Origin of the sequence: Thiothrix subterranea (genome assembly GCF_016772315.1) — a bacterium.
In the GTDB taxonomy this organism is placed as follows: domain Bacteria; phylum Pseudomonadota; class Gammaproteobacteria; order Thiotrichales; family Thiotrichaceae; genus Thiothrix; species Thiothrix subterranea.
Genome location: NZ_CP053482.1, coordinates 2,296,425 through 2,314,611, shown reverse-complemented (window position 1 = coordinate 2,314,611; position 18,187 = coordinate 2,296,425). Strand labels below are relative to the sequence as shown.

The 18,187-nt window shown below is 52.3% G+C and carries 15 protein-coding genes and 1 riboswitch; of the genes, 5 read left to right on the top strand and 10 right to left on the bottom strand.

All coding sequences use genetic code 11. From position 1 onward, the window contains the following. Positions 1-9 precede the first annotated feature (9 nt). The 6 genes from HMY34_RS11355 to tkt form a co-directional block, all read right to left on the bottom strand. Positions 10-528 (bottom strand): hypothetical protein, encoded by a 519-nt coding sequence (locus HMY34_RS11355; protein WP_202715611.1) that lies wholly within the window; start codon positions 526-528, stop codon positions 10-12. 184 nt (positions 529-712) lie between these two features. Continuing rightward, the gene (fba, locus tag HMY34_RS11350; RefSeq protein WP_202715610.1) at positions 713-1,777 is read right to left on the bottom strand and encodes a class II fructose-bisphosphate aldolase; all 1,065 of its coding nucleotides are present in this window, start codon (positions 1,775-1,777) and stop codon (positions 713-715) included. A gap of 45 nt (positions 1,778-1,822) precedes the next feature. After that, positions 1,823-3,265 carry a pyruvate kinase gene (gene pyk / locus HMY34_RS11345; protein WP_202715609.1) on the bottom strand — a complete coding sequence of 481 codons (1,443 nt, stop codon included), beginning with the start codon at positions 3,263-3,265 and terminating at the stop codon, positions 1,823-1,825. A gap of 109 nt (positions 3,266-3,374) precedes the next feature. Beyond that, a complete protein-coding gene (locus tag HMY34_RS11340) occupies positions 3,375-4,556 on the bottom strand; it encodes a phosphoglycerate kinase (protein WP_202715608.1) in 1,182 nt (393 codons plus the stop codon). 107 nt (positions 4,557-4,663) lie between these two features. Continuing rightward, positions 4,664-5,668, bottom strand: a complete 1,005-nt coding sequence (gene gap / locus HMY34_RS11335) for a type I glyceraldehyde-3-phosphate dehydrogenase (protein WP_202715607.1) — start codon at positions 5,666-5,668, stop codon at positions 4,664-4,666. Between the two features lie 78 nt (positions 5,669-5,746). Further along, positions 5,747-7,744, bottom strand: a complete 1,998-nt coding sequence (tkt, locus tag HMY34_RS11330; RefSeq protein WP_202715606.1) for a transketolase — start codon at positions 7,742-7,744, stop codon at positions 5,747-5,749. Positions 7,745-8,000: 256 nt separating this feature from the next. After that, positions 8,001-8,078: riboswitch (S-adenosyl-L-homocysteine riboswitch) on the top strand. Positions 8,079-8,104: 26 nt separating this feature from the next. Between tkt and metK the strand changes: the two genes are divergently transcribed. The 4 genes from metK to HMY34_RS11310 all read left to right on the top strand — a co-directional run bounded on the left by metK (position 8,105) and on the right by HMY34_RS11310 (position 12,370). After that, on the top strand, positions 8,105-9,268 hold the full coding sequence (gene metK / locus HMY34_RS11325) for a methionine adenosyltransferase (RefSeq protein WP_202715605.1): 1,164 nt from the start codon (positions 8,105-8,107) through the stop codon (positions 9,266-9,268). A gap of 21 nt (positions 9,269-9,289) precedes the next feature. Continuing rightward, positions 9,290-10,696 carry an adenosylhomocysteinase gene (gene ahcY, locus HMY34_RS11320; protein WP_202715604.1) on the top strand — a complete coding sequence of 469 codons (1,407 nt, stop codon included), beginning with the start codon at positions 9,290-9,292 and terminating at the stop codon, positions 10,694-10,696. Positions 10,697-10,766: 70 nt separating this feature from the next. After that, the gene (metF, locus tag HMY34_RS11315) at positions 10,767-11,639 is read left to right on the top strand and encodes a methylenetetrahydrofolate reductase [NAD(P)H] (RefSeq protein WP_202715603.1); all 873 of its coding nucleotides are present in this window, start codon (positions 10,767-10,769) and stop codon (positions 11,637-11,639) included. After that, positions 11,639-12,370, top strand: a complete 732-nt coding sequence (locus HMY34_RS11310; protein ID WP_202715602.1) for a 16S rRNA (uracil(1498)-N(3))-methyltransferase — start codon at positions 11,639-11,641, stop codon at positions 12,368-12,370. The genes metF and HMY34_RS11310 overlap by 1 nt, the downstream gene beginning before the upstream one ends. A 2-nt stretch (positions 12,371-12,372) precedes the next feature. Here HMY34_RS11310 and HMY34_RS11305 read toward each other — a convergent pair whose 3' ends face one another. The 3 genes from HMY34_RS11305 to hemL are packed head-to-tail and all read right to left on the bottom strand — an operon-like array spanning position 12,373 to position 15,884. After that, a complete protein-coding gene (locus tag HMY34_RS11305) occupies positions 12,373-13,332 on the bottom strand; it encodes an FHA domain-containing protein (RefSeq protein ID WP_202715601.1) in 960 nt (319 codons plus the stop codon). Continuing rightward, complete coding sequence (locus tag HMY34_RS11300) at positions 13,320-14,585, bottom strand: S1 family peptidase (protein WP_202715600.1); 1,266 nt, start codon at positions 14,583-14,585, stop codon at positions 13,320-13,322. The genes HMY34_RS11305 and HMY34_RS11300 overlap by 13 nt, the downstream gene beginning before the upstream one ends. A gap of 18 nt (positions 14,586-14,603) precedes the next feature. Then, positions 14,604-15,884 carry a glutamate-1-semialdehyde 2,1-aminomutase gene (gene hemL, locus HMY34_RS11295; RefSeq protein WP_202715599.1) on the bottom strand — a complete coding sequence of 427 codons (1,281 nt, stop codon included), beginning with the start codon at positions 15,882-15,884 and terminating at the stop codon, positions 14,604-14,606. A gap of 67 nt (positions 15,885-15,951) precedes the next feature. Between hemL and HMY34_RS11290 the strand changes: the two genes are divergently transcribed. Beyond that, positions 15,952-17,451, top strand: coding sequence for a hypothetical protein (locus tag HMY34_RS11290; RefSeq protein ID WP_202715598.1), 1,500 nt, complete (start codon positions 15,952-15,954; stop codon positions 17,449-17,451). Here the strand turns inward: HMY34_RS11290 and thiE are convergent. Then, complete coding sequence (thiE, locus tag HMY34_RS11285; protein ID WP_202715597.1) at positions 17,372-18,001, bottom strand: thiamine phosphate synthase; 630 nt, start codon at positions 17,999-18,001, stop codon at positions 17,372-17,374. The genes HMY34_RS11290 and thiE overlap by 80 nt on opposite strands. Positions 18,002-18,187: the final 186 nt, after the last annotated feature.

The window sequence follows — 18,187 nt, the reverse complement described above, 5'->3', positions numbered from 1 at the left end:
TTTGGTGCTTCAAATGACCGCCAGTAGCTTTTCGCGTAAATCTTTACCCTGTTTTTGCCCTTGCTGGGTATTGGCAATTTCTTCATGCCACGCTTCAAACAAAGCACGCAATTCGACGTGCGTTTGGCAACGCTCAATATTTCGCACCAAATGGGTTGCGCCATAAGCTCCCTTAAAAGCATTTAGGCTATTCATCATAAAGTTCTTGGCCATACTGAACTTGGCAGGCTCAAAGGTTGCTGGTAACTCACGAAAAAGACGAAAGTCTGCATCAGAGATTTGTTTAGCAGCAGATGGGGTTGCAATATTCGTGGGTGAATTATTGACAGGTGCAATGTAACCGCCCGTTTCCAAAAAGCGTAGAATACCGCTCAAATCATCAACACGCGGCAAGGTTTTCAGCTCTTCAAAGCGGCGTTTGCCGTCCACATAAATCAATACCGAGCGCTCTACTCTGGATAAACCATTCGCTTTGGTTTGAACTTCCTCGAAACCTTTGGGGGTCTTGGAAAAAATTATGTTTATCATGGGTTACTCCTCCTTTTTATCTTGTTTGATCGTTTTTTTAATTTGGAAAATTCACCGATACTCTATCGTAGAAACCATTCGGTTGGCTACCTCAAACAAAAAGGGAGCCGAAGCTCCCTTTTTTACGCGCTATGCAGGCGCTTGCCGTAGAGACGCAAAATCTTGCATCTTTACATTGGCTGGTTTACGACACTTTCGGGTCGAGCTTGCCAGCTTTGTATTCACCGAACATGACTTCCAGTGAAACCGGTTTGATTTTGCTGGCTTGACCGGCACAACCAAACGCTTCAAAGCGGTCTTTGCAGATGCCTGACATCGCTTTAGTGGCTTCTTTCAGGAATTTGCGTGGGTCAAAGTTAGCGGTGTTTTCAGCCAAATGCTTACGGATTGCACCAGTGGATGCCATACGCAAGTCAGTGTCGATATTGACCTTACGCACGCCGTGCTTGATGCCTTCAACGATTTCAGAAACCGGCACGCCGTAGGTTTGACCCATGTCGCCGCCGTAGTTGTTGATGATCGCGAGCCAATCTTCGGGTACAGAAGAAGAGCCGTGCATAACCAAGTGAACGGTCGGGATGCGAGCGTGGATTTCTTTCACACGGTCGATACGCAATACATTGCCGGTAGGCTTCTTAGTGAACTTGTATGCACCATGAGACGTACCAATCGCAATGGCCAGCGCGTCAACGCCGGTCTTGCGCACAAAGTCAGCCGCTTCTTCTGGGTCAGTCAGCAGTTGGGAATGATCCAACACGCCTTCTGCACCGTGACCGTCTTCTTCGCCCATCATGCCGGTTTCGAGTGAACCCAAGCAACCCAGTTCGCCTTCGACAGAAACGCCGCAAGCATGAGCCAGCTCAACCACTTTGCGAGTGGTTTCAACGTTGTATTCGTAGCTGGATGGGGTTTTCGCATCCGCCATCAACGAGCCATCCATCATCACGGATGAGAAGCCGGACTGGATAGAACGGAAGCAAACCGCTGGCTCAGAGCCGTGGTCTTGGTGCATAACCACTGGGATGTGCGGGTACATTTCGACCGCTGCCAGTACCAAATGACGCAGGAACGGTTCGCCTGCGTAAGAACGCGCACCGGCAGAACCTTGCAGGATAACAGGGGAGTTGCACGCATCAGCCGCTTGCATGATGGCGTGGATTTGCTCCATGTTGTTGACGTTGAACGCTGGCATCCCGTAGCCGTTTTCAGCCGCGTGATCCAGTAATTGACGCAAAGAAATCAAAGCCATGTTGTTCTCCTCAAAATGTTATGTAAACTGTTAATGTGTTCTGCCTTAGCCGTTCTGGTGTTCGCCGACACGCAGAATCTTGAGCTGATTGGTGCCGCCTTTCGTACCCATCAGGTCGCCTTTGGTGATAATGACCAGATCACCATTTTCCACGATGCCTTCTTCAATCATTAATTCAACCGCTTGACGGTTAGCTATTTTCGGGTCTTTCAACGGTTCATGCAATTTCACCGGATAAACCCCGCGATACATGCTCACCCGCCGTGCTGCTTCATCACTGGAGGTCAGCGCGTAAATTGGGATACCGGAACGAATCCGCGACATCCACAATGGGGTTGCACCGGATTCGGTCAAAGTAGCAATCGCCCGTACTCCCATGTGGTTGGCGGTGTACATGGTTGCCATCGCAATGCCTTCGTCGATACGCTCAAAACGGTCTTCCATACGATGCCCAGAACGGCGATTTTCGTTGGAATTTTCCGCTTCTTTGCAAATCGCAGCCATCGTTTTCACGACCAGTGCAGGGTGTTTGCCGGTCGCGGTTTCGCCCGATAACATCACTGCATCCGTGCCATCCATGACAGCGTTTGCCACGTCGAAGACTTCCGCCCGCGTCGGGATCGGGTTTTCGGTCATGGTTTCCATCATTTGCGTCGCGGTAATCACCGCACGGTTCAGGGTACGCGCGCGGCTGATCAAGCATTTCTGCGCCTGTGGCAACTTCGCATCGCCGATTTCCACGCCTAAATCGCCGCGAGCAATCATAATCACGTCGGATGCCAGAATGATTTCGTCGCGAATCGCTTCCTGCATGGTTTCAGCCCGTTCCATTTTGGCAACAATAGCGGCTTTGCAACCAGCGTCTAATGCCAAACGGCGGGCTTCGTGAATATCATCAGCCGAGCGCGGGAATGACACAGCGAGGAAATCCACGCCAATGCTGGCAGCAGCAGCAATGTCTTCCCGGTCTTTGTCGGTCAAGGCTTCCGCACTCAAGCCACCGCCGCGCCGATTCAAGCCCTTGTTGTTGGATAAAATACCGCCGTTGATGGCGCGGGTATGGATTTCCTGCCCCCTCACCTCGACGATTTCCAACACAATGCGCCCGTCATCCAACCAAAGTTCGTCTCCGGCACTCACGTCATTGACCAGCTCCTTGTAACCGAGGCCAACGCGCTCTTGCGTTCCGGCATCGCTGGCAAGATCGGCATCCAAAATGAAGGCATCGCCCGCTTTCAGGGTAATTTTGCCATCTTGGAAACGTGAAATGCGTAATTTAGGGCCTTGCAAGTCGCCGAGAATACCGACGATACGTCCCGCTTTGTGCGCTAATTCACGCACCAAAGCCGCACGCGCCGCGTGTTCTGCGTGTGTACCGTGTGAGAAATTCATCCGCACCACGTCCACACCCGCCCGAATAATCGCTTCGATTGCTTCCGGCGTATCGGTAGCAGGCCCCATAGTCGCTACAATTTTTGTCCTTCTCAATGGATTACCTATTAACTGTGTGCTGTAAAGTGCTTAGTTTATGCTTGTTTTATGTCAATTGTGTGGGATTGTAGGGGTGAAATATTTTTCACCCCCTACGGAAGGGTTATTAACCCTTAGCGCGTTCTTCCAACATGGCAACCGCTGGGAGGACTTTGCCTTCGAGGTATTCGAGGAAAGCACCGCCCGCAGTGGAGATGTAGGAGATTTTGTCGTAAATGTCGTACTTCTGGATCGCTGCGATAGTGTCGCCGCCGCCTGCCAATGTGAACGCTTTGGTTTCAGCCATTGCCATTGAAATGGCTTTCGTGCCTTCGCCGAATTGGTCGAACTCGAATACACCGACTGGGCCATTCCAGACGACCGTGCCAGCGTTCATGATAATATCGACCAGTTCTTGTGCAGACTTAGGGCCGATGTCGAAAATCATGTCGTCGTCTGCTACGTCTTTCGCGTCTTTCAGAACCGCTGGTTCGTTAGCGTCGAATTTCTTGCCACACACCACGTCAACCGCGATGGGGATGATTGCGCCGCGAGCAGTCATTTTGGTAATCAGCGCATTGGCGGTGTCAACCAAATCATCTTCACACAACGACTTACCGACGTTGTGGCCTGTGGCTTTCAAGAAGGTGTTGGCAATACCACCGCCGACAACCAACTGTTCGCACTTCTCAGACAAGGCTTCCAACACAGTCAGTTTGGTGGAAACTTTAGAGCCACCAACGATAGCCACCATTGGGCGAGCTGGGTTTGCCAGTGCTTTATCCAACGCCAGCAGTTCTTCAGTCAGCAACATGCCAGCGGCTGCGACTGGGGCAAACATGCCTACGCCGTAAGTTGAAGCTTCGGCACGGTGCGCCGTACCAAACGCATCCATCACGAATACGTCACACAGGGCAGCGTATTTCTTGGCGGTTTCTTCAACGTTTTTCTTTTCGCCTTTATTCACGCGGCAGTTTTCCAGCACGACCAATTCGCCGTCAGCCACGTCAAAACCACCGTCAACCCAATCCTTAATCAAGCGCACATCTGAACCCAAACGCGCTGCAATATTGTCAGCAACCGGCTTCAGGGAAACCGCTTCAGACCACTCGCCTTCGGTCGGACGACCCAAGTGAGACGTCACCATCACTTTTGCACCCGCATCCATTGCGAACTTGATGGTCGCCATTGATGCGGTAATGCGTGCGTCGGAAGTGACTTTGCCGTCTTTGACAGGAACATTCAGGTCGGAACGGATCAGAACACGTTTGCCCTTCAGATCCAGATCGGTCATTTTGATGAAAGCCATGTGGTGGAACTCCTTGCAGAAATCAAATCAGTCAAATAAAGCGCGGGATGATTTATGTGACGGATCTGGGAAGGAGGGCGAGGGATTCCCCGCCCACCTCTTGAACCTTAGTTCGCGGCGACGTGCTCAACGAAACGCAGCATGTTCGCGGTGTAGCCGTATTCGTTGTCGTACCAAGCCACGACTTTCACGAATGTGCCATCCAACGCGATACCGGCTTCAGCATCGAAAATGGAAGAGAAGCCAACGCCACGGAAGTCAGTGGAAACCACTTTCTCGTCGGTGTAGCCCAACGTCTTGCTCATGTCGCCAGTGGTAGCCGCTGCTTTCATCGCTGCACAGATTTCAGCGTAAGTTGCTTCTTTGTTCAGCTCAACCGTCAGGTCAACCACGGAAACGTCAGAAGTAGGCACGCGGAACGCCATACCAGTCAGTTTGCCTTTCAGCTCTGGCAGTACTACGCCAACCGCTTTTGCAGCACCGGTGGATGATGGAATGATGTTTTCCAAAATACCACGGCCACCGCGCCAGTCCTTCATGGAAGGGCCGTCAACGGTTTTCTGAGTAGCAGTTGCAGCATGAACGGTAGTCATCAAACCACGCTTGATTCCCCAGTTGTCGTTCAGGACTTTCGCTACTGGAGCCAAGCAGTTAGTGGTGCAAGAAGCCGCAGAAATGATCGCTTGACCTGCGTAAGTGGTGTGGTTTACGCCGTAAACGAACATTGGGGTGCTGTCTTTGGAAGGAGCAGACATGACCACTTTCTTCGCGCCCGCTTCGATGTGCTTTTGGCAGCCAGCGTCGTCAAGGAAGAAGCCGGTGCATTCCAGCACGATGTCTACGCCGATGTCGCTCCACTTCAGGTTAGCTGGATCGCGTTCAGCAGTCAGGCGTACTGTTTTGCCGTTTACGACCAAGTTGCTGCCGTCAACCGCAACATCACCACCGAAACGACCGTGTACGGAGTCGTATTTCAGCATGTATGCAAGGTAATCAGGGGCGAGCAGGTCATTGATACCGACTACTTCGATACCGGGGAAATCTTTTGCAATAGCGCGGAAAGCCATACGACCGATACGGCCAAAACCATTGATACCAACTTTAATTGTCATGGAAAGCTCCTCTAAAATCATTCAGATAAAATGGTTGGCGGCTCTTCTCCTCAGAAAAGCCGCCGGGTGTAATAGTGCTTACGCGACGCTATTGATAGCGTTCAAAACGTTGTCAACCGTGAAGCCAAACTGCTTGAACAACTGATCCGCCGGTGCAGATTCGCCGAACGTGGTCATGCAAATGACCTTGCCGTTCAGACCCACGTACTTGTACCAAGCATCACCGATGGCTGCTTCAACGGCAACGCGGGCGGTAACGGCTGCTGGCAATACGGATTCTTTGTACGCTGCATCTTGCGCATCGAACACGTCGCAAGAAGGCATGGAAACCACGCGCACTTTTTTATCAGATTTAGCCGCTGCTTGCATTGCCAATTCGACTTCAGAACCGGTAGCAATCACGATCACGTCAGGTGTGCCGTCGGTGTCTTTCAACACGTAGCCGCCTTTAGCGATGTTAGCAATCGTCGCTGCATCACGTACCTGATGCTTCAGGTTTTGGCGCGAGAAGATCAAGGTGCTTGGGCCTTTGTATTCGATGGCGTGTTTCCAAGAAACGGCAGTTTCTACCGCGTCACAGGCACGCCAAACGGACATACGTGGGATCATGCGCAGCGTTGGAATTTGCTCAACCGGCTGATGCGTTGGGCCGTCTTCGCCCAGACCGATGGAGTCGTGGGTGTAAACAAAGATGCTTTGAATTTTCATCAAAGCCGCCATGCGCAGCGCATTACGCGCGTATTCGGAGAACATCAGGAAGGTTGCGCCGTATGGCAGCAAACCGCCGTGCAGTGCCATACCGTTCATGATGGCGCTCATACCGAATTCGCGCACACCGTAAGACAGGTAGTTGCCGCTGAAATCTTGCGCTTTGCCGTGACCTGCACTGATGTGCTTGCTGGACTTGTTGAAGGTGTTGTTGGAAGGCGTTAAGTCAGCCGAGCCGCCGAGGAATTCAGGCAGCAACGGTGCAAACGCATCCAGTGCATTTTTGGAAGCCACGCGCGTTGCAGGTGATTCAGCTTTTGCATCAATCGCTGCAATCGCTGCCGCAGATGCTTCAGCCCAATTAGCAGGCAATTCGCCAGCCATGCGACGCTTAAATTCAGCCGCTTCTGCCGGGTAAGCCGCTGCATAAGCTGCAAACGTACCGTTCCATGCTTCTTCAGCCGCTGCACCCTTGGCTTTAGCATCCCAACCTGCGTAAACATTGTCAGGAATCGCAAACGGTTCAGCGTTAGTCCAACCCAATGCTTGGCGAGTCAACGCGATTTCAGCATCACCCAGTGGTGCGCCGTGGCAATCGTGTGAACCGGCTTTGTTCGGTGAACCAAAACCGATGGTGGTTTTGCAGCAAATCATGGAAGGCTTGCCGGTTTCTGCTTTCGCTGCTTCGGTTGCTGCTTTGATTGCCTCAGGATCGTGACCGTCAATGCTCAGGACGTGCCAACCGTAAGCTTCAAAACGTTTCGGAGTATCGTCCGTGAACCAGCCATCGACTTCGCCGTCGATAGAGATATTGTTGTCGTCATAGAAGCAAATCAGTTTGCCCAAGCCCATTGTGCCAGCAAATGAACACGCTTCATGGGAAATACCTTCCATCAAGCAGCCATCGCCCAAGAACACGTAGCTGTAATGGTCAACAATGGTGTGACCCGGCTTGTTGAATTGCGCGGCGAGGATTTTTTCAGCCAATGCCATACCGACAGCATTGGTAATACCCTGACCCAGTGGGCCTGTGGTAGTTTCAATACCCGGTGCATAGCCATACTCAGGATGGCCTGGGGTTTTGGAATGCAGTTGGCGGAACGCTTTCAGATCGTCCATTGACAGATCGTAGCCAGTCAGGTGCAGCACAGAATACGGCAACATTGAGCCATGCCCGTTGGACATGACGAAACGGTCACGGTTTGCCCAAGCAGGATTCTGTGGGTTATGGGACATGAAATCGTTGAACAGGACTTCGGCAATGTCTGCCATGCCCATCGGTGCGCCCGGATGCCCGGAATTTGCTTTTTGTACGGCATCCATAGCCAATACGCGGATTGCGTTAGCCAGCTCGCGGCGTGTAGTCATTGACGGGTCTCCTGTAGTTTCAAATCGGGAATCATGATGCCTTTTGGGTATTTATTATGCAGGCAGTATAACGTCTTGTATTGTGTCGAACTTCTCTAGCAGGGGCAACTCTCCCTTGTTGGATAGAGAACATTCGCTTTAGGTTAAATTTTTATCATTTTCTTCGATAGGGAATGATGCAACGCCGGATTTTTTTCGTTATTATACCGCCCATCGGATGTTAACTGGGCTAGTTAGCCATCTGAAAAAACCCACGGTATCTGAGGAGCGTTGCGACGGGAACAACCCGCCAGGCTCAGATAGTGGTTGCACATACCAACGGCGCTCAGTCATTTAATTTTTAGTTTTAGGAGAACATTAATGACTGAGAGAAGTTACCTCTTCACGTCCGAATCTGTTTCTGAAGGCCACCCAGACAAAATGGCGGATCAAATTTCCGATGCCATTTTGGATGCGATCATTGCTAAAGACCCGTATGCGCGGGTTGCGTGCGAAACCCTGACCAAGACCGGCATGGTCGTACTGGCAGGCGAAATCACTACCACTGCGGAAATCGACTACGAAGGTATCGTGCGTGGCGTGGTCAATGACATCGGCTACAACAATTCCGAAATCGGTTTCGACGGTCACACTTGCGCTGTAATCAATGCACTCGGCAAGCAATCCCCTGACATCGCGATGGGCGTTGACCGTGCCAAGCCAGAAGATCAAGGCGCGGGCGACCAAGGCTTGATGTTCGGTTACGCCAGCAATGAAACCGACGTGTTGATGCCAGCCGCACTGACTTACGCCCACCGTTTGGTGAAGCAACAAGCGGATATGCGCAAAAACGGCACATTGCCTTGGCTGCGCCCTGATGCAAAATCCCAAGTTACGGTGCGTTACGAAGCAGGCAAAATCGTTGCCATCGACGCAGTGGTTTTGTCCACCCAACACAGCCCAGACATCAGCTTGGATGACCTGCGCATGGGTGTGATGGAACACGTTATTTTCCCTGTCCTGCCACAAGAATGGCTACACAAGAACACCAAATTCCACATCAACCCAACCGGCAACTTCGTGATCGGCGGCCCTGTGGGTGACTGCGGTTTGACGGGGCGTAAAATCATCGTGGACACTTACGGCGGTATGGCACGTCACGGCGGCGGCGCATTCTCCGGCAAAGACCCATCCAAAGTTGACCGTTCTGCGGCGTATGCAGGCCGTTACGTGGCGAAAAACATCGTCGCGGCGGGCTTAGCGGATCGTTGCGAAATTCAAGTCTCCTACGCTATCGGTGTTGCACAACCAACTTCCATCACGGTTGAAACCTTCGGCACCAACAAGGTCGATGAAACCCTGATCGAAAATCTGGTACGCGAACACTTCGACCTGCGTCCTTACGGCATCACCAAAATGCTGGATTTGCTGCGCCCGATTTATCGCGGTACGGCGGCTTATGGTCACTTCGGTCGTGACGACCTTGACCTGCCTTGGGAACGCACCGACCGCGCTGACGCATTACGCGCTGCTGCTGGCCTGTAAAAATATTTAGGAGATTACACTATGACTACTTTTAACGACTATATCGTCGCTGATATGGGCTTGGCTGCTTGGGGCCGTAAAGAACTCAACGTCGCTGAACACGAAATGCCGGGTTTGATGTCTATCCGCCACGAATACGCTGAAACCAAGCCATTGGCTGGGGCACGTATTGCGGGTTCATTGCACATGACCATCCAAACCGGCGTGTTGATTGAAACCCTGAAAGCACTGGGTGCAGACGTGCGTTGGGCTTCTTGCAATATCTTCTCCACGCAAGACCACGCAGCGGCGGCGATTGCTGCGACTGGCACGCCAGTATTCGCGTACAAAGGCGAATCACTGGAAGAATACTGGGATTACACCCACAAAATCTTCGAGTGGCCGAATGGCGAACAAGCGAACATGATTCTGGATGACGGCGGCGATGCTACATTGCTGCTGCATTTGGGCGCACGCGCTGAAGTTGACCCTAGTTTGGTTGCCAAACCTGAGTCTGAAGAAGAAACCTTCCTGTACGCGGCAATTCGCGCACGTCTGGAAACTTCACCAAACTGGTACAGCACCCGTTTGGCTGAAATCCGTGGCGTAACGGAAGAAACCACCACGGGCGTACATCGCTTGTACCAAATGCACGCGCGTGGCGAGCTGAAATTCCCAGCGATCAACGTCAACGATTCCGTTACCAAATCTAAATTCGACAACCTGTACGGCTGCCGCGAATCACTGGTAGACAGCATCAAACGCGCTACCGACGTAATGATTGCGGGCAAAGTGGCATTGGTTTGTGGCTACGGCGATGTGGGCAAGGGTTCTTGCCAAGCATTGCGTGCGCTGTCTGCACAAGTCTGGGTCACAGAAATCGACCCAATTTGCGCACTGCAAGCGGCAATGGAAGGCTACCGCGTCGTTACAATGGAATACGCTGCTGACAAAGCAGACATTTTCGTCACGGCTACTGGCAACTTCCACGTCATCAACCATGACCACATGGCAGCGATGAAAAACGAAGCTATCGTTTGCAATATCGGTCACTTCGATAACGAAATCGACGTAGCCTCACTGGAACAGTACGAGTGGGACGAAATCAAACCACAAGTTGACCACGTAATCTTCCCTGACGGCAAGCGCATCACGCTGCTGGCAAAGGGTCGTTTGGTGAACTTGGGCTGTGCGACAGGTCATCCGTCTTACGTCATGTCCTCTTCGTTTGCGAACCAAACCATTGCGCAAATCGAACTGTGGGCAGAACGCGATTCTGGCAAATACCCACTGGGCATTTACATCCTGCCGAAACATTTGGACGAAAAAGTGGCTCGCTTGCAGTTGAAAACCCTCAACGCGCAACTCAGCACTTTGAGCCAAACACAGGCGGATTACATTAACGTTGCGGTGGAAGGGCCTTACAAGGCTGACCATTACCGTTATTAAGGTGTAAGAACCCCTCACCCCCTAGCCCCCTCTCCCTCAAGGGGAGAGGGGGAACAAGAGCGGAAAGTTTATGACTGACGACCATCAACACGATCACGTAAACCACGATGATCTGATCTTTAGCTTCGAGTTTTTCCCGCCCAAAACCGACAAGGGTGCGGAGAATCTACGCGCAGTACGTAATGAATTAGCGGCATTAAACCCGCGTTTCTTTTCGGTCACTTACGGTGCAGGCGGCTCAACGCAAGCAAATACCTTGAACACCGTGCTAGAAATCCAACGCGATTCTGGCATTGAAGCCGCGCCGCATTTGTCGTGCGTCGGTTCCAGTGCCGAACAAATCCGCGAAATTTTGGATACCTACCGCAATAACGGCATCAAGCACATTGTAGCGTTGCGCGGCGATTTGCCGTCCGGTTCACGCGATTTGGGGCAATTCCGCTACGCCAACGAGCTGGTGGAATTTATCCGCAAGGAAACCGGCGACCATTTCAATATCGAAGTGGCGGCCTACCCGGAGATGCACCCGCAAGCCCCGAACCTCAAAGTCGACATCGACAACTTTGTGCGCAAGGTGCAGGCAGGCGCGAACAGTGCGATTACCCAATACTTCTTCAATGCGGATGCGTATTGGCATTTCGTGGATGAATGCGTGAAAAAGGGCGTGGAAATCCCCATCGTCCCCGGCATTATGCCGATCACCAATTATTCACAACTGGCACGGTTTTCAGATATGTGCGGGGCAGAAATTCCGCGCTGGTTGCGCAAGCAACTGGAAACGTATGCCGATGATGTGGAGGCGATTACCCAATTCGGTGAGGAATTCATCAGCTTGCTGTGTGAAAACTTGCTGGAAACCGGTGCACCGGGGCTGCATTTCTACACCATGAATCGGGTTGAACCGACCATGAGTATTTGGAAAAACATCGGGTTGGCAGACTAATGCGCGTCCCGCGTTTTTACGTCCCGCAACCTGTTGCTGTCGGGCAGGAATGCGTCTTGCCCGACACGACGTTTCGCCACGCCATCCAAGTGTTGCGCTTAAGCGTGGGCGAACCACTCATCCTCTTCAACGGCGAAGGCGGCGAATACCTCGCACAGATAAGCAACGTCAGCAAACGTAGTGCCTCGGTGCTAATCGACAGCTTTTCCGCGATTGACACCGAATCCCCCGTCCACCTCACCCTCGTGCAAGCCGTCATCAAGCCCGACAAAATGGATTTTGCCCTGCAAAAAGCCGTGGAACTCGGTGCAAATACTATCCAGCCGTTGATCACGCAACGTAGCGTCGTGCGCATCGGCAAAGAGCAAGTGGATAAAAAATTGCAGCATTGGGAAGGCATTGTCGTGGCTGCGTGCGAACAATCGGGGCGTACCCGGATGCCGACCGTGCAAGCACCGTTAACGCTGGAACGCTGGCTGGAAACGCCTTTTGTGGGTACGCGGCTGATTCTCGCCCCCGGCGATTTTCCGCGCATTAACGCTCTACCCGCAGATTTACCCACGCCGATTGCGCTTTTGATTGGCCCCGAAGGTGGGTTTACCGATGCAGAAGTGGAAACTTGTGTGCAAGCAGGGGTAATGCCCGTCTCGCTAGGGCCAAGGATATTGCGGGCGGAAACGGCAAGTAGCGCGGCACTGGCCTTGCTCCAGCACCGCTTTGGGGATTTGTAAACTTACTCTTCTTCCAACTGCGAGGGCAGCGCGTCTGCGGCTTGCTGCAAATACGCTTCCAATGACAGCGGCGGATTCGCGTGAATATTCAACGAACTCAATCCCTGATGGTAATACGGCTCGCTGGAAAACTCATTCGCCAGCGTTACTTGATCCAGCACACTAATCGCCCGTAATCCCAAGGGCAAGGCGCTCAAAATCAAAGCGATACCCAAAGCAGGCAAACGTTTCTGACTCAATACCCAATGCAGATAAGCATACAACAACGCCGGTATCAGCACGAAACCACTGACGCCGGTCATGAGCCAGGTAAACGGCGCATCCGAGGTCAGAAAATAACTCAGCCAACCGCTTATTTCTTCCAATACCATCGGCAGGAGATTAAACAATGACACCACACTCAAGGCAGGGGCAAATTCCCAACGGTGTGTAAACAAGCGCGTCATGCCACTAATCACCAAGGTCGCAAACAGCATCCACACCAAGGTCGGCAGCACCCCACTGATGTAAAACAGCGGATCTTTAGCCGTTGTCACATTCAAATAATCGTTCAGCAACAGCGATACCACGGTCAACAACAGCAACAACACTGCCCACAACGGCTTACAAAAAGGCGTAAACAAGCCCCCGCAACGGCTAACGTGTGTGGTTTCCACCGGCATCGCAGTCGACGCTAAGCGCAAACGGCGATTACCCAACAATAGTTGACTCGGAATCGGCGCTTGCACGGGCTGCAAGCCAAGCTGGTGCTTATTCAGGCGCGTACCGTTTTCACTCGACAAATTGTGAACGAATACCTGCCCCTTAGCGTCTTGCTCCAAACGCAAATGGTAGGGCGACACCGAGTTATCGGAGAGAATCACATCATTATCCAGCGCCCGCCCAATCGTTACCGGGAACTGCTCCAAACGGTGGTATTGATTCAAACCGCGTGTTTGAATTTCCAAAATCATGGTTGCCATTTGAAATCCCCCAACATGCGCTGCAACAACGCCATGCCACTCTCAAACGTTGTGCCGGTCATGTCCAAATTAAACAGCATTCCCTGACGCTTATGCCCCACCAACGCCGCCGTCACCAGCAAATCACTCAGCCCGGTATAATTGAGGTAATCACGCCGACACACCGTCATTTTGAATTCTTGCCCGGCAATCAGCGTAAAATCGGTGAAACACTCAAAATTGGTCACATCTTGCTTGCCCGCCCCACTCGCTGACACGCTGGCATTCATAATCTCGTAATAACGGTAAAAGCGTGCCGGAATCGTTTCCCCCGCATCAAACCACACATACTCGTAGTCCAAAGTACCCACTTCCAGCTCATCATCCAGATAAATGCTGCTCTCATTGCTGCACTGGGTGAAATACGAACGCATTAAGGTATCCGGTTTGGGTTTATCGCTGTTATCCCAGCAACGCACCACGCTGGTAACATCCATCGGCACTTTGAAACGCCCCAGTTGCTGAAGCGTCCATTCCCGCTTCTGCAAATTTTGCACATACTTATCGGCGTTGCTTTTCAATTGCTCCGTAATGCGCTGCCCAATATCCGCATCCGCCTGAAATCCGGTCAATTTCAGCCGTTCCAGAATGATTGCCAAATAGTCAGCCGGTACGAGGTAACTCAAGCCATTGCCCGACGTCGCCACGTTGATCCCCACCACGTTTTTGTTCTCATCCAAGGTAGGGCCGCCACTCATCCCAGAATTCAGGCTGCCAGAAAACAGGATATTATTATCATCGCTGGATTTCATCACCCCGTTATTGGTGCCTTCCACAATTGAAAAGCCTTTATCCATCGGATTTCCCAAGGAATATAACCGCGCCCCCTTGGGTGGAATCTTCGCAATTTGCAACGGTGTGCCTAAATTGGTATCGGCTTTCAACACCGCAAGGTCGTGCAACACATCCACCGCCAGCAATTCCAAACGCCCGGTATTGCCGGAAGTCGACAAATAATCCAAAGCAAAATCGCCTTCCGGGTTATTGATGTAGGTGCTGACGACGTGATAATTGGTCGCAATAATATCCGGGCGCATCACCACAAACGCCGAGCCAATCGCGGTTTTTTTGCCGGTTTGCTGATTGATCACCCGCACTTGATAAACCGATGCTTCCACATCGGAATAAATGGAAGAAGAACTGTTTTCCGCCCACGACGGCAAGGCGACCCCTAACCACAGGGTCGCCAACAAAAGCAAAAGTCTTAACGACACTAGGGCATTCCTTACCGCTTATAAGCTGGCAAATACATCTTTGGCAATGGCGATGGTTTCATCCAAATCGGCTTGGCTATGAGCGTTGGATACAAATCCCGCCTCATACGCCGACGGTGCGAGATACACGCCCCGGTCTAACATGCCGTGGAAAAAGCGGTTGAATTGTTGAATATTGCATTGCGTCACTTGCGCGTAAGTGTCAATGCGTGGTTCGGTGGTGAAAAACAAACCGAACATTCCGCCCACTTGCTGGGTGGTAAACGGCACACCGGCAGCATCAGCAACTTGCTGCAAACCTTCCAGTAAATACGTGGTTTTGCTGGTCAATTCCGCGTAAAAATCATCACGGGCAATGATTTCCAGCATTTTCAACCCGGCCGTCATCGCAATCGGGTTGCCGGATAACGTGCCAGCCTGATACACCGCGCCCAACGGCGACAACTGTTCCATAATGTCACGCCTGCCGCCGAACGCGCCGACCGGCATTCCGCCACCAATGATTTTACCCAGCGTGGTAATGTCAGGTTTCACGCCGTACACCTGCTGCGCACCGCCCAGTGCCACGCGAAAGCCGGTCATGACTTCATCGAAAATCAGCACCGCACCGGATTGATCACAGACCTCGCGCAAGGTTTCGAGGAAACCGTCGACAGGCGGGATGCAATTCATATTGCCGGAAACGGGTTCGACGATAATGCAGGCAATTTCATGCCCCCGCGCCGCGAACACTTCGCGCACCTGTGTGCTATTGTTATAGTCAAGCGTCAGGGTGTATTGCGCCAATGCTGCGGGAACACCGGGGGAACTCGGTTGTCCAAACGTCAATGCCCCCGAACCGGCTTTCACCAGCAACGAGTCGCCATGACCATGATAGCCCCCTTCAAACTTGACCAAGAAATCGCGCCCGGTAAAACCACGCGCCAAGCGAATCGCCGACATGGTGGCTTCCGTGCCCGAACTGGTCATGCGTACCATGTCAATCGACGGCATGAGGGCGCAAATGCGCTCTGCCATGGTGATTTCCAACGCGGTGGGCGCACCGTAGCTCAAACCATCCACCGCAGCGGCTTGCACCGCAGCGACGACTTCGGGGTGCGCGTGACCAGCGACCATCGGCCCCCACGAACCGACGTAATCAATCAGGCGATTGCCGTCTGCATCCCACATATACGCCCCTTGAGCACGGGCAATAAAACGGGGAGAACCGCCGACACTGCGAAAGGCACGTACCGGGGAATTAACCCCACCGGGAATGGAATGTTTGGCTTGCTCAAATAACGTTTCAGAACGGGTCACGGCTGGCATCCTTGGCAGAATTGACGATAACAGGGAAGATTTATAATCTTACGCGAGAGGTTTACGCTTGAACAGTTACAAACTGGGTTTCAGCTTATTGATAGCCATTGCTATCACCTTAGCTTACTGGTATGGCAAGCCCGATACACCGGCTACACCCTCGCAATCTGTTGCCACAGTAGCACACCTTGACGCCCCGAATACAGCCGCACGCTTACCTTTTGCAGCAAGTACACCGTTAACAGCAACTGCGCAGAAGGCTACCCAAGGCATTGCCCCGCCAACGCCAACAGCCATCACTGGATTGCTCGCCAAACTTGACCCCTTGCTCAGTGAAATCCACACCATTTTGCTGGAAATTTCCAGCTTGCAACAACTGCTCTACAACCCCTACGACCCTTATCAACAAGCCGATGAAGCAATGCGCGAAGCTTACCAACCTCGGCTTGATGCGTTATCCGAACGCCTCGACACACTCTTTCTGCAAGCTAAAAATATTTCCATTCCGCTGGCGCAACGGGCAGTGTGGGAGCAAGTGCTCAATCTGGGGCTAGACGACCCCGCGAGTTCGCAAGCATTGAGCATCATGAGTAACACACTGGATGATGCGTTATTTAAAGACATGCTCAGCGTATTAGCCGCCGCCGGTGAACATTCTGGGCTGGCGCGTGCCAGCTTAGCCTTCAGCATCTTGCTACCACCGGAAACCCGTTACTACGATGGCAATGTGAACGCCGCAACCGTGCAACGCGCCACACCCCGCCAGCAATACATCAAAGATTTTCTGGAAATGCAATTCCCCCGCGAAACCGACCCCGAAGTGCTCCGCGCCTATTTAGAGATTTACCGCACCATGTCACAAGATTCGCACGGCTTGGTTTCCGCCGAACAATTCGCCCAACAACTGGAAAATTTACGGGTTCATCTCAACCCCGACTACTATTTTAACTTCCGCTTACAGCAACAGAAATTGACTGACCCGAACACCGATGTCGCCGCCTTATTGCGTGACATTAACAGCACCGCCATGCCCCCAGAAGAACGGCGCAGCATAATAACCCTGTTCAGCAATAGCATTTTCATGGAACTCTCCCCCAATGCGGCGGAAGCCAACGTCAACAAAGTGATACCCGAACAACACCGGCAACTACTGTTGCAATACCTCGACAATGCTTTGGCGCAACCCACCTTGCAAGACCGCTACTCACTCTCCGAATACGGGACGCAGCGCTATGCCATGGAATTGCTCAAATACCGTGAACAAGCCGATGCGGTGTACTACCAACGCATTGTCGACAGCAAAACCTTAGCCGAACAGGTGGGCTTGATTTTGGGCGCACAAATGGCAGGCGTTCCAGTGATGGATAAACTGCAAAACAATACGGCATTGCGCCAACGCCTCACCGCTCAATTGCAACAACCCAATTTAAGCGCGGATGCACGCTCGGCATTACAGGACGCGCTTAGCATGATCACGCTAGAAACGCCTATGCCGACTGAGCCAGACTATGTTCCCGAATCAGTGCCTGATAGCGGATCGCCTGTTCTGCAATCGCCTGGCTATTGAATACATCGGTGATGACCGCCAGCATATCTGCGCCGTTTGCCAGCAAATCGGGGGCATTCTCCAACGTAATACCACCGATAGCACAAATGGGTAGCGTGAGTTGCTGACGCGCTTGGTGTAACAATTCCAGCGTAGCGCGGGGTGCATTGGGTTTGGTGGGCGAGGGGAAAAAGCTGCCGAAGGCGATGTAATCTGCACCCTGCTCCGCTGCATTCAGTGCCAGCTCTAGCTGGTTGTAGCAGGATACGCCGATAATCGCGGCTGTTCCCAAGGCTTCCCTTGCAGCAGTTAAAGCGGAATCGTCACGACCGACGTGTACGCCGTCGGCTTGTACCGCTTTTGCTAAGGCCACATCGTCGTTGATGATAAAAAGTGCGTAGTGTTGCTGGCAGAGTGAGCGCAAGGCGGTCGCTTCCTGTTCGCGCCGTGCTTGATCGGTGGTTTTGTCGCGGTATTGCACGATAGCCGCACCGCCGCGTAGGGCTTGTTCGACTTTGTTCAACAGCACGTCGCCGGTTGAGCCGTCGGTGATGACGTAGAGTCCTTGCATGATATTTCCTTTGCTTGTCTTGAACTGGGATTTACAAGATTAAAAGATTTTCAGGATTAAGAGGAGGATGGCATCTTCATCAAGCGAATCCTTGAATCCTAAAAATCCTAGTTCAGATGTAATCGCTATTTGGCTATTGCCACCCGTTTGCGTTATTCAGTGTCCTGCGCTAATCTGACCCCGTAC